The sequence below is a fragment of the Cellulosimicrobium sp. MI9406 genome, from assembly GCF_040595865.1.
In the GTDB taxonomy this organism is placed as follows: domain Bacteria; phylum Actinomycetota; class Actinomycetes; order Actinomycetales; family Cellulomonadaceae; genus Cellulosimicrobium; species Cellulosimicrobium funkei.
In genome coordinates, this window is the sequence record NZ_JALIZI010000004.1 from 213,739 (window position 1) to 237,308 (window position 23,570).

The 23,570-nt window shown below is 74.9% G+C and carries 21 protein-coding genes and 1 pseudogene; 8 read left to right on the forward strand and 14 right to left on the reverse strand.

Going from position 1 to position 23,570, the window contains the following annotated elements; genetic code table 11:
* Positions 1-18 precede the first annotated feature (18 nt).
* Both glyA and MT994_RS09135 read left to right on the forward strand, forming a co-directional pair.
* Positions 19-1,308 (forward strand): serine hydroxymethyltransferase, encoded by a 1,290-nt coding sequence (gene glyA, locus MT994_RS09130; protein ID WP_021482754.1) that lies wholly within the window; start codon positions 19-21, stop codon positions 1,306-1,308.
* Positions 1,305-2,186 carry a bifunctional methylenetetrahydrofolate dehydrogenase/methenyltetrahydrofolate cyclohydrolase gene (locus MT994_RS09135; RefSeq protein ID WP_354805969.1) on the forward strand — a complete coding sequence of 294 codons (882 nt, stop codon included), beginning with the start codon at positions 1,305-1,307 and terminating at the stop codon, positions 2,184-2,186. Before glyA ends, MT994_RS09135 begins: the two co-directional genes overlap by 4 nt.
* Before the next feature lie 99 nt (positions 2,187-2,285).
* Here the strand turns inward: MT994_RS09135 and MT994_RS09140 are convergent, their stop codons facing one another.
* Genes MT994_RS09140 through MT994_RS09150 form a run of 3 tightly spaced genes read right to left on the reverse strand, consistent with a single transcriptional unit; the run spans position 2,286 to position 5,043 of the window.
* Positions 2,286-3,149 carry an ABC transporter ATP-binding protein gene (locus MT994_RS09140; protein ID WP_354805970.1) on the reverse strand — a complete coding sequence of 288 codons (864 nt, stop codon included), beginning with the start codon at positions 3,147-3,149 and terminating at the stop codon, positions 2,286-2,288.
* Positions 3,146-3,973, reverse strand: a complete 828-nt coding sequence (locus MT994_RS09145; RefSeq protein ID WP_194522914.1) for an ABC transporter ATP-binding protein — start codon at positions 3,971-3,973, stop codon at positions 3,146-3,148. The genes MT994_RS09140 and MT994_RS09145 overlap by 4 nt, the downstream gene beginning before the upstream one ends.
* Positions 3,970-5,043 (reverse strand): ABC transporter permease, encoded by a 1,074-nt coding sequence (locus MT994_RS09150; RefSeq protein ID WP_354805972.1) that lies wholly within the window; start codon positions 5,041-5,043, stop codon positions 3,970-3,972. Before MT994_RS09150 ends, MT994_RS09145 begins: the two co-directional genes overlap by 4 nt.
* Before the next feature lie 65 nt (positions 5,044-5,108).
* Here MT994_RS09150 and MT994_RS09155 point away from each other — a divergent pair, with 65 nt between their 5' ends.
* Positions 5,109-6,437: an MFS transporter gene (locus tag MT994_RS09155; RefSeq protein ID WP_354805974.1), complete on the forward strand. Its 1,329-nt coding sequence runs from the start codon at positions 5,109-5,111 to the stop codon at positions 6,435-6,437.
* A 45-nt stretch (positions 6,438-6,482) separates the two neighbouring features.
* Positions 6,483-7,295 (forward strand): exodeoxyribonuclease III, encoded by an 813-nt coding sequence (locus tag MT994_RS09160; RefSeq protein WP_354805975.1) that lies wholly within the window; start codon positions 6,483-6,485, stop codon positions 7,293-7,295.
* A gap of 10 nt (positions 7,296-7,305) precedes the next feature.
* Here the strand turns inward: MT994_RS09160 and galK are convergent, their stop codons facing one another.
* The 7 genes and pseudogenes from galK to MT994_RS09195 form a co-directional block, all read right to left on the reverse strand.
* The gene (gene galK, locus MT994_RS09165; RefSeq protein WP_354806127.1) at positions 7,306-8,523 is read right to left on the reverse strand and encodes a galactokinase; all 1,218 of its coding nucleotides are present in this window, start codon (positions 8,521-8,523) and stop codon (positions 7,306-7,308) included.
* Between the two features lie 69 nt (positions 8,524-8,592).
* Positions 8,593-9,795, reverse strand: a pseudogene (gene galT / locus MT994_RS09170) (galactose-1-phosphate uridylyltransferase); the annotation flags it as partial.
* Between the two features lie 61 nt (positions 9,796-9,856).
* On the reverse strand, positions 9,857-10,630 hold the full coding sequence (locus MT994_RS09175; RefSeq protein WP_031315539.1) for a DeoR/GlpR family DNA-binding transcription regulator: 774 nt from the start codon (positions 10,628-10,630) through the stop codon (positions 9,857-9,859).
* A gap of 92 nt (positions 10,631-10,722) precedes the next feature.
* Positions 10,723-11,934 (reverse strand): ABC transporter permease, encoded by a 1,212-nt coding sequence (locus MT994_RS09180; RefSeq protein ID WP_021481351.1) that lies wholly within the window; start codon positions 11,932-11,934, stop codon positions 10,723-10,725.
* Positions 11,931-12,842, reverse strand: a complete 912-nt coding sequence (locus MT994_RS09185) for an ABC transporter ATP-binding protein (RefSeq protein ID WP_354805976.1) — start codon at positions 12,840-12,842, stop codon at positions 11,931-11,933. Before MT994_RS09185 ends, MT994_RS09180 begins: the two co-directional genes overlap by 4 nt.
* The gene (locus MT994_RS09190; RefSeq protein ID WP_354805977.1) at positions 12,842-13,870 is read right to left on the reverse strand and encodes a secretion protein HlyD; all 1,029 of its coding nucleotides are present in this window, start codon (positions 13,868-13,870) and stop codon (positions 12,842-12,844) included. Before MT994_RS09190 ends, MT994_RS09185 begins: the two co-directional genes overlap by 1 nt.
* 423 nt (positions 13,871-14,293) lie before the next feature.
* On the reverse strand, positions 14,294-15,442 hold the full coding sequence (locus MT994_RS09195) for a P-loop NTPase (RefSeq protein ID WP_137280154.1): 1,149 nt from the start codon (positions 15,440-15,442) through the stop codon (positions 14,294-14,296).
* A gap of 109 nt (positions 15,443-15,551) precedes the next feature.
* On the opposite strand from MT994_RS09195, the gene MT994_RS09200 reads away from it, so the two are divergent.
* Positions 15,552-16,349: a maleylpyruvate isomerase N-terminal domain-containing protein gene (locus MT994_RS09200; RefSeq protein WP_194522228.1), complete on the forward strand. Its 798-nt coding sequence runs from the start codon at positions 15,552-15,554 to the stop codon at positions 16,347-16,349.
* Between the two features lie 10 nt (positions 16,350-16,359).
* Here the strand turns inward: MT994_RS09200 and MT994_RS09205 are convergent, their stop codons facing one another.
* Complete coding sequence (locus MT994_RS09205; protein WP_034655412.1) at positions 16,360-16,869, reverse strand: DUF1003 domain-containing protein; 510 nt, start codon at positions 16,867-16,869, stop codon at positions 16,360-16,362.
* Positions 16,862-18,205: a CBS domain-containing protein gene (locus MT994_RS09210; protein WP_051027750.1), complete on the reverse strand. Its 1,344-nt coding sequence runs from the start codon at positions 18,203-18,205 to the stop codon at positions 16,862-16,864. Before MT994_RS09210 ends, MT994_RS09205 begins: the two co-directional genes overlap by 8 nt.
* Positions 18,206-18,349: 144 nt before the next feature.
* Between MT994_RS09210 and MT994_RS09215 the strand changes: the two genes are divergently transcribed.
* Positions 18,350-19,132, forward strand: coding sequence for a general stress protein (locus tag MT994_RS09215; protein ID WP_163184521.1), 783 nt, complete (start codon positions 18,350-18,352; stop codon positions 19,130-19,132).
* 280 nt (positions 19,133-19,412) lie between these two features.
* Here MT994_RS09215 and MT994_RS09220 read toward each other — a convergent pair whose 3' ends face one another.
* Both MT994_RS09220 and MT994_RS09225 read right to left on the reverse strand, forming a co-directional pair.
* Entirely contained in the window at positions 19,413-21,065 is a 1,653-nt protein-coding gene (locus MT994_RS09220) for an aminopeptidase P family protein (protein WP_354805979.1), read from the reverse strand.
* Entirely contained in the window at positions 21,062-21,958 is an 897-nt protein-coding gene (locus MT994_RS09225) for an alpha/beta hydrolase (protein WP_354805981.1), read from the reverse strand. The genes MT994_RS09220 and MT994_RS09225 overlap by 4 nt, the downstream gene beginning before the upstream one ends.
* Positions 21,959-22,076: 118 nt before the next feature.
* Between MT994_RS09225 and MT994_RS09230 the strand changes: the two genes are divergently transcribed.
* The gene (locus tag MT994_RS09230; RefSeq protein ID WP_076405145.1) at positions 22,077-22,916 is read left to right on the forward strand and encodes a PHP domain-containing protein; all 840 of its coding nucleotides are present in this window, start codon (positions 22,077-22,079) and stop codon (positions 22,914-22,916) included.
* A gap of 7 nt (positions 22,917-22,923) precedes the next feature.
* The gene (locus tag MT994_RS09235) at positions 22,924-23,556 is read left to right on the forward strand and encodes a MarC family protein (RefSeq protein ID WP_021482981.1); all 633 of its coding nucleotides are present in this window, start codon (positions 22,924-22,926) and stop codon (positions 23,554-23,556) included.
* Positions 23,557-23,570: the final 14 nt, after the last annotated feature.

Sequence of the window (23,570 nt, forward strand, 5' to 3'; positions counted from 1 at the left end):
ACCCGCGGAGGAGACGCCATGAGCGCCCAGCCAGCCGACAACGTCCTCGACACCCCGCTCGCCGAGCTCGACCCCGAGATCGCGGCCGTCCTCGACGGGGAGCTCGCGCGCCAGCGCGACACCCTCGAGATGATCGCGTCCGAGAACTTCGTCCCGCGCGCCGTCCTGCAGGCACAGGGCTCCGTGCTCACCAACAAGTACGCCGAGGGCTACCCGGGCCGCCGCTACTACGGCGGCTGCGAGCAGGTCGACATCGCGGAGAACCTCGCGATCGCCCGCGCCAAGTCGCTGTTCGGCGCGGAGCACGTCAACGTCCAGCCGCACTCGGGCGCCCAGGCGAACGCCGCCGTCCTGCACGCGCTCATCAACAAGGGCGACCGGATCCTCGGCCTCGAGCTGGCGCACGGCGGCCACCTCACGCACGGCATGAAGATCAACTTCTCCGGCAAGCTCTACGACGTCTCCGCCTACGGCGTGGACCCGCAGTCGTACCGCGTCGAGATGGACGAGGTCCGCAAGCAGGCCCTCGAGACCCGCCCCGACGTCATCATCGCCGGCTGGTCCGCGTACCCGCGCCACCTCGACTTCGCGGCGTTCCGCGAGATCGCGGACGAGGCCGGCGCGAAGCTGTGGGTGGACATGGCGCACTTCGCGGGCCTCGTGGCCGCGGGCCTGCACCCGTCCCCGGTGCCGTACGCGGACGTCGTGTCCTCCACGGTCCACAAGACGATCGGCGGTCCCCGCTCCGGCTTCATCCTCAGCAAGGAGGAGTACGCCAAGAAGATCGACTCGGCCGTGTTCCCGGGCCAGCAGGGCGGCCCGCTCATGCACGTCGTCGCAGCCAAGGCCGTGTCGTTCAAGGTCGCAGCCACCGACGGCTTCCGCGACCGCCAGGAGCGCACCCTGCGCGGCGCGAGCATCATCGCGGACCGCCTGACCCAGGCCGACGTCGCCGAGGCCGGCGTCTCGGTCCTCACGGGCGGCACCGACGTGCACCTCGTCCTCGTCGACCTGCGCCACTCGGCGCTCGACGGCCAGCAGGCCGAGGACCTCCTGCACGAGGTCGGCATCACCGTGAACCGGAACGCCGTGCCGTTCGACCCGCGCCCGCCGCGCGTCACGTCCGGCCTGCGCATCGGCACGCCGGCGCTCGCGACCCGCGGCTTCGGCGACGCCGAGTTCACCGAGGTCGCCGAGATCATCGCGACCGCGCTGCGCGAGGGTGCCGCGACCGACGCCGACGCGCTGCGCGCCCGCGTGCAGAAGCTCACGGCCGACTTCCCGCTGTACCCGGGCCTCCAGCAGTGACCGCGCGGATCCTCGACGGCAAGGCCACCGCCGCCACGATCAAGGCGGAGCTCAAGGACCGCCTCGCGGTCCTCGCGGAGAAGGGCGTCGTGCCCGGGCTGGGCACGCTCCTCGTCGGCGACGACCCGGGGTCGCAGTGGTACGTCGCGGGCAAGCACCGCGACTGCGCGGAGGTCGGGCTCGCGTCGATCCGGGAGGACCTGCCGGGCGACGCGACGCAGGAGGACATCGAGGCCGCCGTCCGACGCCTCAACGAGGACCCGGCCTGCACGGGGTACATCGTGCAGCTCCCGCTCCCGCGGGGCATCGACACGAACCGCGTGCTCGAGCTCATCGACCCGGCCAAGGACGCGGACGGGCTGCACCCGACCAACCTCGGCCGGCTCGTGCTGCGCGTCAACGAGGAGGTCACGTCGCCGCTCCCGTGCACGCCGCGCGGGATCATCGAGCTCGTCGAGCGGCACGGCATCTCCCTCGCGGGCAAGGAGGTCGTGGTCGTGGGGCGCGGCGTCACCGTCGGCCGCTCGATCGGCCTGCTGCTCACGCGGCGCGCGGTCAACGCGACCGTGACGCTGACGCACACCGGCACGACGGACCTCCCCGCGCTCGTGCGCCGCGCCGACGTCGTCGTCGCGGCCGCGGGCGTCCGCGGGATCGTCACGCGCGACATGGTGAAGCCCGGCGCCGTCGTGATCGACGTCGGCGTCTCGCGCGAGGTCGACCCGGAGACCGGCAAGAGCCGCGTCGTGGGGGACGCCGCGCCCGACGTCGCCGAGGTCGCCGGCTGGATCTCGCCGAACCCCGGCGGGGTCGGCCCGATGACGCGCGCGATGCTCCTCGCGAACGTCGTCGACGCGGCGGAGCGCGCCTCCGCCTGACGTCCCGAGCGGCCCGGCCCGGCGCCCCGTGCGCCGGGCCGGGCTCCGGACGCGGTGCGGCCACGACCGTCGGCCGGACGTGGCGGCGACCGTCCGGCCTCAGGTCCCCCCACGGGCCAGGACGAGCATGCGCTCCTCGATCGTCGCGGGCACGGGCTCGACGCGCGCGTCGGTCCCCGTGCCCGCGAGAGCGGTGCGGACGCTCTCGACGCTCGAGTCCGCGACACGCACCGACCGGCCGTCGAGGGTCACCGGGAGCCCCGCGCGGTCGAGCGCGGAGAACGCGGTCGCCCAGTCGTCGGTCCGCACGGCGAGCGCGCGCGTGTCACCGATGATGTCGCGCTCGCTGCCCTGTGCGACGAGCCGTCCCTGCGACATCAGCAGGAGCCGGTCGCACTGCTGCGCCTCCTGCATGTAGTGCGTGGTGACGAGGACACCCACGCCGTGGTCGGACTGCTCCCGGATCGTGTCCCACAGGCGGGCGCGGGCGAGCGCGTCGACGCCGGACGTCGGCTCGTCGAGCAGGACGGCCTCCGGGCGGTGGGACAGGGCCGCCACGAACGCCGCCCGGCGTTGCGTGCCGAGGGGCAGAGCGCCGACGAGGACGTCGGAGTCGCCCGCGAGATCGTCCGGGATCCGCGCGGCACCGGTGCCGTACGTGGCGCCGACGAAGTCGAGGTTCTCCCGCAGCGTCATGTCCGTGTACAGGCCGAGGTTCTGCGGCAGGTAGCCGATGCGACGACGGCGGCCGCGGTTCGGCGGACCGCCGAGCATCTGCACGCTCCCCGCCGTCACCGGCAGGAGCCCGAGCAGCATCCGCATGAGGGTCGTCTTGCCAGCACCGTTCGCCCCGAGCAGTCCCACGACCTCGCCCGCCCCGACCCGCATCGAGACGTCGTCGACGGCGGGGAACGACCCGAACCGGCGCGTCACGCGCCGGGCCACGAGGACGGGGTCGGTCATCCGAGGACCTCCTGGGGTGAGCGCCGCGCGAGGGAGAGTGCGATGACGATGTCCTCCAGGTCGGGCTCCACGACCGGCAGGTCCGGCGGGGCGGCCGCGCCGGGCCAGTACTCGTGCCGCTCCCTGCCGCGACGCCACGACCAGGCCGGGCGCCGCGCGACGCGGCCCCGGGTGACGGTGCCGCGGAAGCCGGCACGGACGTCGTCGTACGAGCCCTGGACGAGCACCCGGCCCTCGTCGAGGACGACGAGGTGCCCCGCCCGCTCCGCCTCGTCGAGGTACGTCGTGGACAGGACGACGGCCGCCCCTGAGGCCGCGGCCTGCGAGACGAGCCGCCACAGGTCGACGCGGCTGACGGGGTCGACGCCCGTGCTCGGCTCGTCGAGGACGACGAGCCTCGGCTCGTGCACGACGGCCAGGCAGAACCCGAGCTTGCGGCGCATCCCTCCCGAGAGCCGGGAGGCGAGCCGGTCGGACGCCCCGGTCAGGCCCGCACCGGCCAGCAGGGTGGCGCGCCGGGTCTCCAGCGCCGCCCCGGTGAGCCCGTAGACCCCGCCCACGAAGTCGATGTTCTGCGCCACGGTGAGGGCCGCCCAGCTCCCGGACGAGGCAGGGAGGAACCCCAGCTGCGCCTTCTCCGGGGAGCTGACGTGCCCGGAGTCGGGGACGACCTGCCGCACGAGCGTCCGCAGCAGCGTCGTCTTGCCGGCGCCGTCGCCGCCGACGACCGCGACGACCTGGCCGGCGGGCACCTCCACCGTGACGTCCTGGAGCGCGCGCCGCTCGCCGAAGGACACGCTGACGGACGTGACGCCGTAGCTCATGCCGCGCCCCGCCCGGACTCGGCGGACCTGTCGGGGGCGTCCCGGACGCGCCGCTCGGGGGCGAGGTCCCGACGGAACCGCAGGGTCGCGGCCGAGAAGACGACGACGGCCATGACGGCGAGCACGGCGAACGCCCACCACAGGGACCCGAACGTGGCGCCGCGCAGCATGACCCCCTGGGAGATGATCGTGAAGTAGGTGAGGGGCAGGAGATAGCCGATCCACCGCACGCCGGCGGCCATGGCGTCCAGGGGGAAGATCATGCCCGACAGCAGGATCTGGGGCATGAGGACGAAGAACGCGCTCTGGATCGCCTGCCCGGCGGTCTGCGAGATCGTGGAGATGAACACCCCGATGCCCAGGACGACGAAGAGGAAGATCGCGGCCCCGAGCGCGAACGTGAGGACGTTGCCGTTGAACGGCACGTCGAACAGCAGCACCCCGAGCACGGTCACGACGATCATGTCCGCGGCGGCGAGGAGGAAGTACGGCGCGATCTTGCCGAGGATCACGGTGCTCGGCGCGATGGGCATTACGGCGAGCTGTTCCAAGGTGCCCGCCTCGCGCTCGCGCACCAGGCCGATGCTCGTGATGATCGTGCCGATGAAGGTGAGGATCAAGCCGATGATCGCGGGCACCATGACCCACGACGTCTCCAGGTCGGGGTTGTAGAGGACCTCGGTCGTGACGGGCGTCCCGGAGCCGGCGCCCACGCGCGCGAGCTCCGCGAGCGCGGACTGCGCGGAGAACAGGTTGGAGCCGTCCACCAGCGCCTTCGGCGTGCCGGCGCCGGTGACGATCGCGACGTCCACGGCGTTGTCCCGGAGCATGTCGCGCGCGTCGGCCTCGTCGTCGGGCGGCGCGGTCGTCGTGACGTCGAAGAAGTCCGGGAGGGTGCCGGCCACCTGCTCGGCCTGCGGGCCGACCACCGCGGTCTCGACCGTCGAGACGTAGAAGTTCGCGGCGTACCCGAAGATCACGAGCAGGAGCAGGGGCAGCGCGATCAGCAGACCCAGGGTGCGCCGGTCACGGACGAGCTCCCGGAGCTCCTTGACGATCATCGCCCTCATACCGCCGACGGTACGGCGCGAGCGGTGCACGCTCCAGCGCGCCGTCGAGACGCTACTCTGCGCGGGTGACGGAGCGCATCGCGACGACGGCGGCGTACGCCGTGCAGGGCTTCGGGTTCGCGGTGGTGCTCACGAGCATCCCCGGATACAAGGACCGGCTCGGCATGGGCGACGACGTCGTCACGCTCGTCGTGCTGGGCGTGTGCGTCCTCGCCGGCCTGGGCAGCGCGCTGTCGGGCGTCGTGGCGGCCGTCCGCGGCGCGCGTGCCGTGGTCGTCGGCGGCCTGCTGCTCGCCGCGGCGGCGGTGGCGGGGATCGGTCTCGCGCCGTCGTGGCCCCTCTTCTTCGGGTCGATCGGACTCTACGGGCTCGCGCTCGGCGCCGTCGACGCCGCGATGAACATGCTCGGGATCGACGTCGAGCGCGCCCACGGCCGCAGCCTGCTCGCGTCGTTCTACGCCGCGAACGCGGCCGGGGGAGTGCTCGGCGCGCTCGCGGTGTCGGGCGGCGCGCTGGCCGGTCTCGGCCAGCCGCTCGCGCTCCCGCTCGCGGCGCTGCTCGTCGCCGTCGGCGCGGTCTGGCTCGCGCTGCACCTGCCCGACGGCGGCCGTGCCGTCCCGGGTGCCGTCGCCCCGGACGCCGTGGTCCGGGATGCCGTGGTCAGCGATGCCGTGGTCCGGGACGCCGTCGTGCGGGACGCCTCGGCCGGCCCGGGCGCCATGGCGACGCCCGGACCGGTGACGTGGGTCGCGGCGGGCACGATCGCGCTGCTCGGCGCGGGGATGCTCGCGTTCCCCGTCGCCGACTCCGCGGTGTCGAGCTGGAGCGCGACGTTCCTGCGCGACGTCCTCGCGGCGAGCGCGGCCGCCGCCCCGCTCGGGTACGCGGCGTACCAGGCGGCGCTCATCGTGTCGCGGCTCGTCGGGGACGGTCTCGTCGAGCGCCTCGGCCGGGTCCGGGTCGTGCGGCTGGGCGGCACGCTCGGCGCCCTGGGGTTCGTCGCGGTGGCGGCCGCCCCGGCCTGGCCCGTCGCCGTGCTCGGCCTCGCGGTGACCGGCCTCGGGCTCGGCGTCGTCGCGCCGCTCGCGTTCTCGGCGGTCGGGGACCGGGCCCGGGAGGCGGTCGCGTCGGGCCGGGCGGGAGCGGCGGGGGAGCCCGCCGCCGGGGTCGTGGCGACGGTCACCGACCGTGCGGTCGCGCGGCTCAACGTCTTCACCTACGCGGGCGCCGTGCTCGGCGGCGTCCTCACCGGCGTCTTCGCGACCGCCCACCACCTCCGGGTCGGCTTCGTCGTGCTGGCCGTCCTCGCCGCCGTCTCGGCAGTCCTCGCGAGCGCGTTCCGGCCCGCCCGCGTCGTCGCGGCGCCCGTGAGCGAGGCCACGCCGCCCGCCTGACGCCGGGGCCCGGCGTTGTCGGTGGCGTGTGATGGGATGGCCCGCGTGCTGACCCTCGCCACCGCCAACGTCAACGGAATCCGCGCCGCCTACCGCCGGGGGATGGACGCCTGGATCGCGTCCCGGACGCCCGACGTCCTGCTGCTCCAGGAGGTGCGCGCCCCCGACTCGGTCGTCAACGACCTGCTGGAGGGCTGGCACGTCGCCCACCAGGCGTGCGACATCAAGGGCCGCGCCGGGGTCGCGGTCGCGTCGCGCCTGCCGGTGTCCGCGGTCCGCGTCGGCCTCGGGGCCGGCTGGGCCGGCGAGCCCGAGCCGCCGGTCGACACCGGTCGCTGGGTCGAGGCCGACCTGGAGCTGCCCGACGGCGGCCGTCTCACCGTGGTCTCGGCGTACATCCACTCGGGCACCGTGAGCCAGCCGGAGACGATGGTCGCGAAGTACGCCTACCTGGAGAAGGTGACGGCGCGGCTGCGCGAGCTCGCCGCCACGGGCGAGAAGGTCGTCCTGGCGGGCGACCTCAACATCGCGCACCGCAACGTCGACATCAAGAACTGGAAGGGCAACCTCAAGAGCGCCGGCTTCCTCCCGGGGGAGCGCGCCTACGTCGACGTGTGGCTGGACCAGGTCGGGCTCGTGGACCTGGGCCGCGTCCACGGTGGCGAGGGCCCGGGCCCGTTCACCTGGTGGTCCTGGCGCGGGCGCGCGTTCGACAACGACTCGGGCTGGCGCATCGACTACCAGCTCGCGACGCCCTCCCTCGCGGAGCGCGCGGTCAAGGTCGAGGTCGACCGCGCGCCGTCGCACGAGGAGCGCTGGAGCGACCACGCGCCCCTCGTCGTCACCTACGACGTCTGAGCGGGACCGCTCAGGCGACCCGCTCGGCGGGCGCGGACGGCGTCGCGAGCAGGAAGCCCGGGGCACCGAGCCCTTCGCGCTCGAACGCGGCGCGCACGGCGTCGGCGACGGCCTCGACCTGGTCCGCGCGCACGAGCGCGATCGCTGAGCCGCCGAACCCGCCGCCCGTCATCCGCGCACCGAGGGCGCCCGCGACGCGCGCCGCGTCGACCGCGACGTCGAGCTCGACGCTCGACACCTCGTAGTCGTCGCGCAGCGACGCGTGCGACGCGTTCAGCAGCGGCCCGACGGCGTCCGGCCGGCCCTCGCGCAGGAGCGCCACGAACGCGCGGACGCGGCCGATCTCGGTGACGACGTGGCGCACGCGGCGGCGCGCGACGTCGTCGGGCAGCGCGTCGAGCGCGCGGGCCAGCGCGGCCGCCGGGTCGTCGCTCGCATCCACCGCGTCGGCGAGCTCGCGCAGCGAGCCGATCCCGAGCGTGCGGGCGGCGTCCTCGCACGTGGCGCGGCGCTGCGCGTACTGGCCGTCGACGAGCCGGTGCTCCGCCCGGGTGTCCACGACGAGCAGGGCGAGACCCGCGGCGTCGAGGTCGAACGGCACCTGCGTGGCGGACTCGACCGGGTCGAGCCCGGGACGGCAGTCGAGGAGGAGCGCGTGACCGGCCTGCGCGCGCAGCGCCGCAGACTGGTCCATGCCGCCCGTGGGCGCGCCCGCGATCTCGTTCTCGGCGCGGACGCTCGCGGTGGCGAGGACGGCGCGCCCCGCGTCGGTCGCCGCGAGGCCGAGCCCGGCGACGTCGTCGAGCGCGACGGCGACCGCGCACTCGAGGGCCGCGGACGACGAGAGCCCGGCGCCGAACGGGACGCTCGAGTCGACGGCCGCGTCGAACCCGGGGACGGCGGCGGGGTCTGCGCCCTGGGCGACGAGGTGCTCGCGCAGCGCCCACGCCACGCCCGCGACGTACGAGCCCCAGCCGGCGACCTCGCCCGGGCCGACGTCCTCGAGGCGGGCCGTCCACGTCTCGCCGGGCGCCTGCGCGGACGCGAGGCGGACGAGCGAGTCGGTGCGCGGCCGCAGCGCCACGTAGGTGCGGTGGGGCAGCGCGACCGGCAGGCACAGGCCCGCGTTGTAGTCGGTGTGCTCCCCGATGAGGTTGACGCGCCCGGGCGCGGCCCACACGCGGACCTCCTCGCCGGTCTCGTCCGCGCCGAACGCCTCGGCGAGCACGGCACGGGCGCGCGCGGCGCCGTCGTCGTCCGACAGCGCGGGCACCCAGCCCCGGGCGGCGCTCGTCGGGGCGAGCTCCTGGAGGCGTGCGGCGATGCGCTCGGGCGTCGTGTCGCTGATCCACGCGCCCATGCCGGACTCCGAGCCCGCGAGGTACTTGAGCTTGCCGGGCGCGCGCAGCACGGAGAACACCTGCAGGTGCAGCCGCGCGAGGGTGACGTCGTCGGTGCCGCCGTCGGCGACCGAGCGGCCCTCGCGGGCCGGGGCCTGGTGCCACGCGGCGATGTACGGCAGGGGGATGGGCTCGCCGTCGGCCGTCTCGAAGAACCGGTCCAGGCGGCGCAGCAGCTCGAGGTAGGCGGTGGCCAGGTCGTCGCGCTCGGCGTCCGTGAGCGCGGGCAGGTCGGGCACGTCGCGCCGCGGCGCGAGGTGGACCTCGACGGGCCAGCGCGCCGCGTAGGGCACGTACGCGACCCAGTGCTCCGTCTCGAGGACCACGCGGCGGCCGTCCGCGAGCTCGGACTCGAGCACGTCGCGCAGCAGGCTGCGGCCGGTGCGGCGGTGGTGCTCGCGCGCCTGGTCGAGCAGCGTGCGCGTGCGCGGCGTGACGTACGGGTAGCCGTAGATCTGGCCGTGCGGGTGGTGCAGGGTGACGCCGATCTCCTGGCCGCGGTTCTCGAAGCAGAAGACCTGCTCGACCCCGGGCTCGGCGCCGAGCGCGGCGGTGCGGTCCGCCCACGCGTCGATGATCGTGCGCACCCGCTGCGGCGGGAGGGCACCGAAGGACGTGCGGTGGTCGCTCGAGAAGCACACGACCTCGCACCGGCCCGCCGCCGGGGCGTGGTGCTGGAGCGGCGCGTCCTCGACCACCGCGTCCGGGACGCCCGGCACGCGCTGGAGCGACGGGAAGCGGTTCTCGAAGACGACGACGTCGTAGTCCGTGTCGGGCACCTCGCCGTCCGAGTACGCGCTGCCGGGCCGCGCGGGGCACAGCGGGCACGAGTCCGCGGCGGGCAGGAACGTCCGGTTCATCCGGTGCGCGGCGAGCGGGACCCAGTCGCCGGTGAGCGGGTCCCGGCGCATCTCCGGGCCGACGTACGGGTGCGGGGTCCCGTCGGGGCCCGGCACCGGGGCGAAGCGGTCCGGCAGCGGGCGCGGGTCGTCGAGCCGTCGCGTGCGCTCGCCCGAGACGTACGCGGGGGAGTCGTCGAAGTAGACGAGCTCGCGGCCGTCGGCGAGCCGGGTCGAGGTGCGGCGCAGGTGCGGGTTCATGCGTGGGGTGTTCCGATCGCGGTGCGTGGGGAGTGCGGGGAGCGGGGGCCGAGGTCGCCGGTCAGGCGACGACGAGCTGCTCGACGAGGTCCTGGACGCGGGCGCGCTCGTCCTCGGCGAGCCCGGCGTCGGTGACGAGGACGTCCACGTCGGCGAACGTCGCGAAGACGCGCAGGCCCGTGGTGTGCCACTTCGTGTGGTCGGCGAGGACGACGGTGCGCCCGGCGGACTCGATGAGCGCGCGGTTCGTCGCGGCCTCGTCGAGGTTCGGCGTCGTGAGCCCGATCTCCGGGTCGACGCCGTGCGCACCGACGAACGCGAGGTCGACGCGCAGCCCCGACAGCGCGGCCTCGGCGAGCGGGCCGACGAGCGCGTCCGACGGCGTGCGGCTGCCACCGGTGAGGATCGTCTCCAGGCGCGGGTCGTTCGCCCGGTGCAGGATCTCGGCGACCGGGAGGGAGTTCGTCACGACCGTCAGGGGGCGCAGCGCGGGATCCGCGGCGATGCGGGCGGCGAGCAGGTGGGTCGTCGTGCCGGCGCTCAGCGCGACCGACGCGTTCGCGGTGATGAGGCGGGCGGCGGCCGTCGCGATGGCCTCCTTCTCGGCGGCCTCGCGCGAGCTCTTCGCGGCGAACCCTGGCTCGTGGGCGGTCGTGTGCGGCGCGACGGCGCCGCCGTGCACCTTGCGGACCAGGCCCTGGTCGGCGAGCTCGACGAGGTCCCGCCGGATCGTCATGTCCGACACCCCGAGCTCCCGGGTCAGGTCGCCGATGCGGACCGCGCCGTGGTCCCGGATCTCCGCGAGGATGCGCTCCTGGCGCTGTGAGGCGAGCATGCGGACAGTATTGTCCACATCGTCAAGAAATCCAACACGATCGAACACGACCGAACATCGCTCGGCCCGGCGACGAGGCCGGGCCGAGCGGGTCAGTAGCGGATCGCGTCGATCACCTTGACGCGCACGGCGACGAGCGCGGGAAGGATCCCCGCCAGCGCCCCGACCCCGACGGCCGCGAGCATCCCGGTCACCGCAGCCGAGAACGGGAAACCGGGCGCGTCCTGGACGGCCGAGCCCATGAGCACGTCGAGCGGGACGTTGTGCAGCACGACGACCGCGACCGTCACGCCCAGCACGCCCGCGACGGTCGTCGCGACGACGCTCTCCATCATCACGGAGAAGAAGACGCGCCCCGAGCTCGCGCCGAAGCTGCGGCGGATCCCGATCTCGCGGATCCGGTACCGCACCGTGACGAGCGCGATGTTCACGAGGCCGAGCCCGCCGAGCAGCAGCGCGATCGCGCTCACGCCGAGCACGACCCACCGGATCGCGCCGTCGACGACCGTCGCCGACGGCGAGTCGGATCGGTAGACGTCGGCCTGGACGCCCTCGAGCGCTCCCGCCACGTCGCGGCGCACCGTCTCGACGAGTGCGTCGGACATGTCGTCGGGCACCCACAGCTCGAGCCGGGGCGGCCCCATCATCTCCAGCGACTCGGGCGTGACCCACGTCGACTGGGCGTCGACCAGCGCGTACGCGACCGGGTCCATGTCCGGCCAGTCGTCGGGGAAGGCCCCGACCACGGTCGCGACGACCGGGTTGTCCCCGCCGATCGTCACCGTCGGGTGCTCGGCCACCGTCGTTCCCCCGAGCGCGTCGAGGAACGCCTGGTTGACGACGAGCGCGGGCGCGAGACGGTCCGCGTCCGCCTCGGTGAACCAGCGACCCGACGTCACCTGGAAGCGGTGCATCGTGGCCCAGTCGGGCTCCACCCCCGTCGTGGTGATCTCGCGCGTGCCGCCGGGGAACCGCACCGGTGCGGGCGCGTCGCGCAGCATCGAGGAGTAGCCGATGCCGTAGCGGTCGACGATCTCGTCGAACACCTGCTCGTACTCCTCCGCCGCGGGCATGACGCTCCCGCCGTCGCCCGTGGGCCATGCCGAGACCTGGAGCGTCGCGGGGCGACCGCCCCAGCGTTCGTTCTGCTCGGCCGAGACCTGGCGCAGCATCTCCCCGGCGGCCGAGATCGTGGTGATCGCGCAGACCGCGACGGCGACGCCGACGAGCGCGAGCAGCACCCGGACCTTGTGGACGCGCAGCTCGTCCCACGCCTCGAGGAGGGCGCCGACGACGCCGGTCATGCCGTCTCTCCCGTGCCGCGCGCGGTGCGGGCGGAGTCGCTGGACGAGCTGCCGGCCGGAGCGCCGACCGGTGTCCGGGCGGCGAGCACCGGCCCGGTCCCGACGAGCGGGCGGGCCACGTGCTCGGCCTGGTGGTCGTGGCTCGTCCCGGGGTCGGTCCCGGGATCGTGGTCGGTGCTCGGCGCGGTGCCGAGCGCCCCGAGGGACCCGGCGCTGCGCGCGCTGATGGAGATCGGGGTGAGCACGCCGTCCGCGAGCCGGAACTGGCGGGCGGCGCGCGACGCGACGGCGAGGTCGTGGGTGATCGCGATGAGCGCGGACCCGTTCTCGCCGGCGATGGTGTCGAGCAGGTCCATGACCTCGCTGCCCGTGTCGACGTCGAGCGCTCCCGTGGGCTCGTCCGCGAGGATGACGCGCGGGACCCGCACGAGCGCACGCGCGATGGCGACGCGCTGCTGCTCGCCGCCGGAGAGCTTCTCCGGGGTCGTGTCGAGCCGGTCGCCGAGGCCGACCCGCTCGAGCATCTGGGCGGCCAGCGTGCGCCGCTGCCAGAACTGCCGTCCGCGCGCGTAGAGCAGCGGGGCGACGACGTTCTCGAGCGCGGTACGGCCCTGCAGCAGGTTGAACTGCTGGAACACGAACCCGAAGTCCGTGCCGCGGCGCCGCGCCCGGGCGCGTCCCGAGAGCCGGCCGATCGGGACGCCGTCGAGCAGGTAGTCCCCGCTCGTCGGGCTGTCGAGGAGGCCGAGGATGTTGAGCAGGGTCGACTTGCCCGTCCCCGAGCGCCCCACGATCGAGACGTGCTCGCCCGCGCCGACCGTGAGGTCGATGCCGCGCAGGATCTCGAGCTCGCGGTCGTCGGGGAGCAGCACCGAGCGGGTGACCCCGCTGAGCTCCAGGAGGCTCATCAGTACGAGGCCTCGCTGTCGTCCGTCATCATCATGTCGTCCATGACCGGCATGACGTCCTGGCCGGGCACGAACTCGAGGACCTCGTCGCCCTCGGCGAGTCCCTCGGTCACCTGGACGACCGCGCCGTCGGTGAGACCGAGCGTCACGGTGCGCTCCTCGGGCTCGCCCTCCGCGCCGACGACCCACACCTTGCCCTGCTCGACGCGACCGAGGACCGCCGTCACGGGCACCACGAGGGCTCCCTCGACGGATCCCGCGGTGATCTCGAGCTCGGCGGCGAGCCCGGCGAAGACGGTGACGTCGCCCGGGACGGCGCACGTCACGCTCGCGGACGACGCACCGCCGGCCGGGTCGGGTGCGCCCTCCTCGGGCGCGTTCTCGGGGGCGGCGGCGGCGCCCATGCGGAGGTTCGTGCACACGAACGGCGCGGGGCCGCCGGTGACCGTGACGGTCGCCTCCCCGGGGATCTGGAGGAGCCGGAACTGCTGCTCCGCGACCATGCTGGCCGTGACCGAGAGCGTGCCGGGCGAGACGGTCGCGAAGTCCTCGCCGACCGCCACCTCCTGGTCCTTGAGCGCGGTGAACGTGGCGACCGTCCCGCCGATGGTGGCCTCGACGGTCTCCCGCGTGACCTTCGGTCGGCGCTCGGTGACCGTGACCTCGCCCGTCTCGGGGTCGGTCTCGGTGAGGGGCTCGCGGGGCTCCTCGAGGGTGACCTCGAGGAGGGGCGCGCCCGCCTCGACCACGTCGCCGGGCTTCGCGAGCACCGCCGTGACCACCCCGCGCTGCGTCACCTTCTGCGGAGCGGCCGGGTCGGCGACGACCTGCCCGGTCAGCTTCACGGTGTTGGTGACGTCTCCTGTGGAGACGGCCACGCGGGGTTCCACGAGCTCGGCCGTGGGGAACGCGGGGTCGGTCGCGGGCTCGGGTGCCGAGCGGAACGCGATCACGGCGAGCAGGGCGGCGATCGCCGCCCAGATGACGATGCGGAGGGCGGGGAAGACGATCCGGCGGGTGATACCCACGTGCGGGCTCCTGGGACGACGGTGGCGGGACGGCGAGCGGGCGCTCCTGGCGGGGCCGACGACGGCCCGGCCCGAGGCTAGGGCGGCGACACGGACGGCGTCGTCATCCCTGGGGAGGAGTTCTGTCGCGGCTTCGTCACTGACGGGTCACCGACCGGTCAGGTCGACGTGACCACGTGAGGTGGGCGTGCGAGCCCGGGGGACAGCAGCACTCTCCCTGGGCAGCCGGAGCGGCGTCGCAGGTCAGGGGGATCGCGAGCGAGACGAGGGCAGGGCGGAGCGGCGGCGATGCCACGACACGATCCCCCTCACCGGCCCGACGGCCGTCCCCCCGGACGAGATGCGGGCGAGACTATACCGTGACGCGCGGAAAAGACAGGAAAAGGACGGTGAAAGACCGGCCGACGTCCGGAGGCCGTCGCGTCAGACGACCGTGACCCCGAGCGACCGCCCCGCGAGCCCGCGGGGCCGGCGCGCGAGACCCGCGGCGACGTCGCGCAGCGCGGCCGCGGCGGGGGAGCCCGGGTCGGAGAGCACGACCGGGGTGCCGCCGTCGCCCGCCTCGCGCAGCGACACGTCGAGCGGCACCTGGCCGAGGAGAGGGACGGCGGTCCCCGTGGCGCGCGACAGGTTCGCCGCGACGCGCTCGCCGCCGCCCGCGCCGAACACCTCGAGGCGCGACCCGTCGGGCTGCTCGAGCCACGACATGTTCTCGACGACGCCGACGACGCCCTGCTGGGTCTGCGTCGCGACCGACCCCGCCCGCTCGGCGACCTCCGCGGCAGCGACCTGCGGCGTCGTGACGACGACGATCTCGCTGCCGGGCAGGAGCTGCGCGACCGAGATCGCGATGTCGCCCGTGCCGGGCGGGAGGTCGAGGAGCAGCACGTCGAGGTCGCCCCAGAACACGTCCGCGAGGAACTGCTGGAGCGCACGGTGCAGCATCGGTCCGCGCCACACGACGGGCTGGCCCGGGGGCACGAACATGCCGATCGAGACGACCTTCACGCCGTGCGCGATCGGCGGCAGGAGCATGTTGTCCACGCGCGTGGGCTGCCGGTCGACGCCGAGCATGCGCGGGATGGAGAACCCGTAGATGTCGGCGTCGACGACCCCGACCTCGAGGCCCTGCGCGGCGAGCGCGACCGCGAGGTTCGCCGTGACCGACGACTTGCCCACCCCGCCCTTGCCCGACGCGATCGCGTACACCTTCGTCAGCGACCCGGGCTTGGCGAAGGGGATCTCGGGCTCGCCCACGCCGCCGCGCAGCATCGTGCGCAGCTCGGCGCGCTGCTCCGCGGTCATGACGCCGAGGTCGACTCGGACGTCCGCCACGCCCTCGACAGCGCGCACCGCGGCGTCGACGTCGCGCGCGAGCGTGTCGCGCATCGGGCACGTGGCGACCGTGAGGTCGACGCCCACCGTCACGACGGCGCCCGGCGCGCCGGGCTCGACGGCGACCGAGCGGATCATGCCGAGGTCCGTGACGGGGCGGCGGATCTCGGGGTCCAGGACCGTGGTGAGGGCCTGCCGGACGGCGTGCTCGAGCGGGTCTGCGGCGGGGTCGGGCATGCCCCCATCGTAGGCGCGGCCGGAGCCCGGTCGGCCGGGTCGGAGGTCCCGGACCGGACGTGAGCCCCGTCGCACGACGAGCGCCGCGGATCGGCGCTACCGTGCACGGATGGACGCCCTGGCCTCCCTCGCGCGGGACAGCGAGCTGTTCGGCGACGCCGTGCGCAGCGCCCCGCCCGACGCGCGCGTGCCCGCGTGCCCCGAGTGGACGGGCGCCGACCTGCTCTACCACCTCGCCGAGGTGCAGGACTTCTGGGCGCGCGTCGTCGGCCCGGCTCCCGGGGAGGGGGTCGACGGCGACGAGGTCGAGCCGCTCGCACGGCCCGCGTCCGACGCCGAGCTGCCCGCGCTGCTCCAGCGCTCGACGAGCCGGCTCGTCGCGGCGCTCACCGGTCGCGACCCCGACGAGCCGTGCTGGTCGTGGCACGACGACGGCCGGCACGTCGGCTGGGTGCTGCGGCGCCAGGCGCACGAGGCGCTCGTCCACCGCGCCGACGCGGAGCTCACGGCCGGGCGTGACGTCACGCCCGCCGACCCGGGTGTCGCGGCGGACGGCGTCGACGAGGTGCTGTCCGTCATGGTGGACGGGGTGCCCGGGTGGGGCGTCTTCACGCCCGACGGCGCGACGGTCTCCGTCGTCGTCGACGGGCCGGGGGAGCGGCCGCGGAGCTGGGAGCTCGCGTTCGGCCGCTTCACGGGGACCGGTCCGGAGTCGGGGACGGCGTACGACCTCGACGTCGCCCAGCTCGTCGACCTGCCCGGCTCGACGACCACGCAGGTGGCCGGCCCGGCCTGGGCGCTCGACCTGTGGCTCTGGGGCCGCGGCCCGGCGGACGGGCTCGTCGTCACGGGCGACCCCGCCCTCGCCGCGCGCCTGCGCCGGGTCGCGGCGGAGGGCACGCAGTAGGGCCCCGGGGTCAGCGGTCGGCGACCTCGTCGTCGGGCTGACGCGCCGCCTTCTCCTCCAGCTCCTCGAGCAGGTTGCGGATCTCGGACCGCACGAAGTCGCGCGTGGCGACCTCGCTCAGCGCGATGCGCAGCGCGGCCATCTCGCGCGCGAGGTACTCGGTGTCCGCGAGGTTGCGCTCCGCGCGCTGGCGGTCCTGCTCGGCGGTGACGCGATCGCGGTCGTCCTGCCGGTTCTGCGCGAGCAGGATGAGCGGCGCGGCGTACGACGCCTGGAGCGAGAGCATGAGCGTGAGCGCGGTGAACCCGAACTCGGCCGAGTCGAACCGCAGCCCCTCCGGGCCCCACGAGTTCCACGCGATCCACAGCGCGCAGAAGACGGTGAGGTAGACGAGGAACCGCGGGGTGCCGAGGAAGCGCGCGATGCCCTCGGTCGAGCGGCCGACGGCGTCCTGGTCGACCCTGACCCGCGGGAAGAACGTGCGGCGCGCGGTCTTCGGGGTGTCGAGACGGTCAGCCACGGGCCACCCCCGCGGTGCCCGGACGGCCGGGGGTGCCCGCGGTGGGCGTGCGCCCGCTCGCGACGGCCCGGCGCGCGGCCTCGGTGTCCTCGTCGTCGGTCTCGCGCCAGTCGTCGGGCAGCATGTGGTCGAGCACGTCGTCCACGCTGATCGCGCCGAGCAGGCGTTTCTCCGCGTCGAGCACGGGCACGCACAGCAGGTCGTAGGTCGCGAGGATGCGGGTCACGCGCCCGAGCGGCGCGTCGGGCGTGACGCCCTCGACGTCGGAGTCGAGCACCGAGCCGACGGCCGCGTGCGGGGGCTCGCGCAGCAGGCGCTGGAAGTGCGCGACGCCGAGGAACCGGCCCGTGGGCGTCTCGAGCGGCGGGCGCGCGACGAACACCATCGACGCGAGCGCGGGCGCGAGGTCCTTGCGGCGGATCTGCGCGAGCGCGGTCGCGATGGTGGTCTCCGGGCCGAGCACGACCGGGTCGGACGTCATGAGCCCGCCCGCGGTGTCCTCGGCGTACGACAGGAGACGGCGCACGTCGCGCGCCTCGTCGGGCTCCATGAGCTCGAGGAGCTGGGCGGCCTGGGCCTCGGGCAGCTCGTGCAGCAGGTCGGCCGCGTCGTCGGGCTGCATCGCCTCGAGGACGTCGGCGGCGCGGTCCGTGTCGAGCCCGGAGAGGATCGCGACCTGGTCGTCCTCGGGCAGCTCCTCCAGGACGTCGGCGAGCCGCTCGTTGTCGAGCGCGCCCGCGACCTCGAGCCGGCGCGTGTCGCCGAGGTCGTGGATGACGTCGGCGAGGTCGGCGGGCTTGAGGTCGTCGTAGGCGGCGAGGAGCATCGCGGCGCCCTGCGCCTCGGTGCTCCCGGCGAGCCCGGTCACGGCGTCGACGTCGACGACGAGCGCGTCGCCCCGTCGGCGCAGCCCCAGCGTCCCCTTGTGCTGCGCCTGCCGGCGCACGTACAGCTTGGTGACGAGCCAGTCGCCCGTGCGCTGGCGCTCGATCGCGAGGTCCTCGACCGTCGCCGAGCCCGACCCGTCGACGAACTGCACCGTGCGCTCCAGCAGCTCGCTGACGGCGAGCGTCTCCATCGCGCGCTGCTCGAACCGGCGCATGTTGACGAGCCCGGTGGAGATGACCTGGCCCGCGTCGATGCTCGTCACGCGTGTCAGGGGCAGGAAGACCCGACGCCGGCCGGGCACCTCGACGACCAGGCCCACCGCGCGCGGGGCTCCCTTGGGCCGGATGAGCACGACGACGTCCCGCACCCGCCCGACCTGGTCGCCGATGGGGTCGAACACGCTGGTCCCGGCCAGGCGCGCGACGAAGACGGTGGTGGCTGCACTCACGCCGCCAGCCTACGCACGCGCCCCCGTCGCCGCGCTCCGTCCCGGCAGGTGGCGGGCGTCACCGGTCGCCTGCCGGCCGTCCGTCGCGGGCCGGGGACGGGGACGGCCCTCGCGCGCTCCGCCCGGGTAGGACAGACTGGGCGAATGAGCATGTCACGCCCGGGCGCCGTCCCCCGTGTCCCCACCCCGCCGCGCGGCGAGGAGGTGGCGTCGTACGCGACCTACCTCGAGGCGCAGAAGGCGGTCGACTTCCTCTCGGACAACAAGTTCGCGGTCGAGCTCGTGACGATCGTCGGCACCGACCTCAAGATGGTCGAGCGCGTGACGGGCCGTCTCACCTACGGTCGCGTCGCGATCGCGGGTGCCGCGTCCGGCGCGTGGTTCGGCCTCTTCGTCGGCCTGCTGCTCTTCATGTTCTCCGGCCAGGGCGGGTTCGTGCTCACCGCCGTCGGGATCGGCGCCGGGTTCGGCCTGCTCTTCTCGGTGCTGTCGTACGCGCTGACGCAGGGCAAGCGCGACTTCACGTCGCAGAGCCAGATCGTCGCCTCGTCCTACGGCATCCTCTGCGCGCCCGAGCGGGCGGGCGAGGCGCGCCAGCTCCTGGGCCGCATGCCCGAGGGCGCGGGCGGTGTCCGCGGGCCCGCCGCCCCGGCCAACCCCGGCTGGGGCACCCCCGGCACCCCACCCCCCGCCGCTCCGCACGCGCCGGCCCCGGAGCCCTCGGCGGGCGTCCCCGCGCCGACCCCTCCGGCGGCGCCCCCGACCCGCACGCCCGACCCGCGCTGGACGACGCCGTCGGGCGAGCCGCGCTACGGCGCGATGCGCCCGACGTCGGACCAGCCGACCGACGCGCCCGCGCCCGACGCCGCACCCGGGCAGGCACCCGCACCCGGCGCGCACCCCGACCAGCCCGAGCGCCCGGCCTGACGCACCGCTCCCGGGGCGTCCGGGACGTCTCTCGGAGGAGACGACGAGGGCCGGCCGTCGGACGTCGTCGTCCGTCGGCCGGCCCTCGGCGGAAGCGCCGCTAGCGCTTCCGCGACTTCACTGCGGTCTCGGCAGCCCTCTCGCGCTTCTGGGCGCGCTTCTCCTTGATGGACATCGACGCTTCCTTCTTGATGCTCTTCGCCACGTGAGTTCACCTCCCCTCACCGGTGGATGAACGGGCCACCATAGCCCAGTTCCTCCGCCGGTGAGCCGGGCCCGCTCAGCCGCGCAGCCGCGCCATCCAGGCCTCGACGTCCTCGGGCCGACGGGGGAGCGCGGCCGACAGGTTCTCGTTGCCGTCGGCGGTGACGAGGACGTCGTCCTCGATGCGGACGCCGATCCCGCGGTACTCCGCCGGGACGGCCAGGTCGTCCGCCTTGAAGTACAGGCCCGGCTCGATCGTGAAGACCATGCCCGGCTCGAGCACCCCGTCGAGGTAGAGCTCGCGGCGCGCCTGCGCGCAGTCGTGCACGTCGAGGCCGAGGTGGTGGCTCGTGCCGTGCACCATCCAGCGGCGGTGCTGCTGGCCCTCGGGCGAGAGCGACTCGGCGGCGTTCACCGGGAGCAGGCCCCACTCCTCCAGGCGCGCGGCGATGACCTCCATCGCGGCGGCGTGCACGTCGCGGAAGCGCGCGCCCGGCACCGCGACCGCGAACGCGGCGTCCGCGGCGTCGAGCACGGCCTGGTACACGCGGCGCTGGACGTCGGTGAACTCGCCGTCGACGGGCAGCGTGCGCGTCACGTCGGCCGTGTAGAGCGAGTCGACCTCGACGCCCGCGTCGAGCAGCACGAGCTCGCCGGTCCGCACGACGCCGTCGTTGCGGATCCAGTGCAGCGTCGTCGCGTGCTCGCCGGCTGCGGCGATCGTCTCGTAGCCGACGGTGTTGCCCTCGAGGCGCGCGTGGGCGTCGAACGTCGTCTCGATGACGCGCTCGCCGCGACGGTGCCCGACGGCGCGCGGCAGGCTCCGCACGACCTCCTCGAAGCCCGCGATCGTCGCCGCGACGGCCTCGCGCACCTGCTCGACCTCGTGCGCGTCCTTGACCAGGCGCAGCTCGGAGACCGCCTCGACCAGCGCGGCGTCCGTGCGGCGGTACGCGGCCTCGGCGCGCGCGAGCCACTCCGACTCGGAGAGCTGCTGGTCCTCGGCGGACGCGGCCGCCTCGACGTCGTCGACGCCCGCCTCCGCGCGGATCGCCTCGACGAGCGCCTCCACGGCCTCGTCCGCGCCCGCGACGACGAGGAGCGTGACCCCGCCGGCGCCGACGTCCTTCGCGAGCGCGTCGCGCAGCTCGTCGACGTGCCGGGCCTCCACGCCGGTCGCGGTCGTGACGTCGTCGAGCGACGGGCGGGCGCCGACCCAGAACTCGCCGTACCGTGCGTCGGCGTAGAACTCTTCCGTGTCGCGTGCGGCGAGCGGGCGGACGTACAGCACGGCGTGGTGGTCGGACCCGGCGTCCCCGGTGCCCGGCTCCACGGGGTGCAGCACGAGCACGGCGTCGGGCTCCTGGTCCGTGCCGTAGCCGGTGAGGTGCGCGAACGCCGAGTGCGGGCGGAAGCGGTAGTCCGTGTCGTTCGAGCGCGTCTTCAGCGGGCCGGCGGGCACGACGAGGCGCGCGCCCGGGAACCGGGCCGACAGCGCGGCGCGGCGTGCGACGGTGAACGGCGCGGCCGGCAGGGGCTCGACGTCGAGCGCGGCGCGCGGCGCCCAGCCGCTCGTGATGAAGGCCTTGAACGCGTCGGAGTCCGGGCGCTGGGAGCGGTTGCTGCCGCGCGCGGCCAGGTCCTGGGTCTCGCCGGGGCCGGCGTGCTCGGCGGCCTGGTCGGGCGTCTCGGACAGGGGCGCGGGCGTGACGGGGGTGGCGTCGGTCATGCCCCCAGTCTCGCACCGCGCACGCGGCCGAAGTCCGCGAGCGCGCGCCCGAGCACGCGGTTGAAGGCCTCGGGGGCCTCGCTGTTGACGTCGTGGCCGGCGCGCGGCACGACGACGAGCGCCGCGTCCGCGGCCGCGGCCAGGTAGCGCTGCTCGTCGAGGCGCATGTGGTCGCGCGCGCCGTTGACGAGCCACACCGGGACGTCGACGTCGCGCACGTGGGCGAGCCACGAGCGGCCCGCGAGCTGGGTGAGCGCGTCGGTGACGACGTGCCAGCCCGGCGCGACCGGCGTCGGCGGCCCGGCGTCGGCCGGCCCGGCCAGCGCGTACGACGACGCGGCACCGCCCGGCAGGCCGCGCCCGCCGCGGGCGATCGTGCCCCACGCGGTCGCGGTCGTGCGCGCGGCCCAGCGCGCGCCGCGGCCGACGGCGCCGCCCCCGGCGACGACGAGGCGCGCGACGTCGCGGTACAGCGCGACGGGCTTGCCCTTGGGGTCGGACGTGCAGGCCGCGGCCACCACGCCCGCGAGGTTCGCGGGGCGTCGGGCCGCCCAGGCGAGCGACGTGTAGCCGCCGAGCGAGAGGCCGACGAGCGCGACCCGGCGGTCGGGGCCGAACGACGCGGCCGCCTCGTCGAGCACCTCGAAGGAGCGGTCGAGCGTGAAGCGCTCGTGCGCGCGGGCGCCGTGCGCGGGCAGGTCGACCGCGACGGCCTCGTGGCCGAGGGCGCGCACGTGCTCGACCTGGTGGTCCCAGATCGCGCTCGAGGTGCGCATGCCGTGGACGAAGACCACCGCGGGCGGGGCCTGCGCGGGGTCGGGCGACGCCGGCATCGAGGGGGTCGAGGGGGAGGTCGTCGCGAGGGCTGCCGTGGGGGGCGTCGTGAGGGTCATCGCTCCCGACTCTGGCACCCCAGCCTGGGACGACCGTGGGGAGGGGCCGCGCCCCGTGTGGACATCGTGTGGGGGTCCCGTGCCGCCGCCTCGGTGCGTCGTCACTATCCTGGTCCCCGTGCGCATCGACCTCCACACCCACTCGACGGCGTCCGACGGCACGGACGCCCCGGGGGCGGTCGTCGAGGCCGCCGCCGCGGCCGGGCTCGACGTCGTCGCGCTGACCGACCACGACACGACGGCGGGCTGGGCGCAGGCGACGGACGCGGCGCTCGCGCACGGGGTCGCGCTCGTGCGCGGCGCGGAGATCTCGGCCCGCTCCGGCGGCATCAGCGTGCACGTGCTGTCCTACCTGCACGACCCGGCGCACGCCGCCCTCCTCGCGGAGCTGGACCGCACGCGCGACGCGCGCACGAGCCGGGCCCGGCGGATGGTCGACCTCATCGCCGAGGACTACCCGATCACGTGGGAGGATGTGCTCGCCCAGACCGTCGTGGGGACGACGATCGGGCGACCGCACATCGCCGACGCGCTCGTCGCGGCCGGGCTCGCGCCCGACCGCTCCGCCGCGTTCGCGACCATCCTCGCCACGGACACCCCGTACTACGTGCCCCACTACGCGCCCGACGCCGTCGTGGCCGTGCGCGGGATCCGCGCCGCGGGCGGCGTGCCCGTCTTCGCCCACCCGGGCGCGGACGGTCGCGGCCGCGTCGTGGCCGACGCCGTGATCGAGGAGATGGCCGAGGCGGGGCTCGCCGGGCTCGAGGTGTTCCACCGCGACCACGACGAGCGTCAGCGCGCACGGCTCGAGGACCTGGCCCGGACCCTGGGCCTGTTCGTCACCGGGTCGAGCGACTACCACGGGGCCGGCAAACCGAACCGGCTCGGGGAGAACACGACAGCACCGACCGTGCTGGAGCAGATCGAGGAGCTGGGACAGTTGGACGTGATCCGATGATCGGACGATGAGCGAGTTCTTCGACGTCCGGCTCTTCACGGAGGTCTTCGTCACCCTGTTCGTCATCATGGACCCGCCCGGCACGGTGCCGGTGTTCCTGGGCCTGACGAGCGCGATGGGCGCCAAGCAGCGCAACCAGGCGGCGCGCACCGCGATCCTCGTGGCGTTCGGCGTGATCGTCGCGTTCGCGGTGTTCGGCCAGCAGATCCTCAGCTACATGCACATCTCGCTGCCCGCGCTCCAGACGGCGGGCGGCCTGCTGCTGCTCCTCGTGGCGATGGAGCTCCTCACCGGCAAGATGGAGGAGCCGCAGCCGTCGGGCAACAAGGGCGTCAACGTCGCGCTCGTGCCGCTCGGGACGCCGCTGCTCGCCGGCCCGGGCGCGATCGTCGCGACGATGGTCTTCGTGCAGCGCGCGGGGGAGCGCGGCGGGGGCGTCGCCGAGTGGGTCGCCATCGCGGCGGGCGTCGTCGCGGTGCACGTGTGCCTGTGGCTCTCGATGCGCTTCGCGAACGTCATCAACCGCGTCCTCGGCGACTCGGGCACGATCCTCGTGACCCGCATCGCCGGTCTGCTGCTCGCAGCCATCGCCGTGCAGCTCGTCGCCGACGCCGTGATCGAGTTCGTCCAGACCGCCTGACCTCGCGTCCCGCC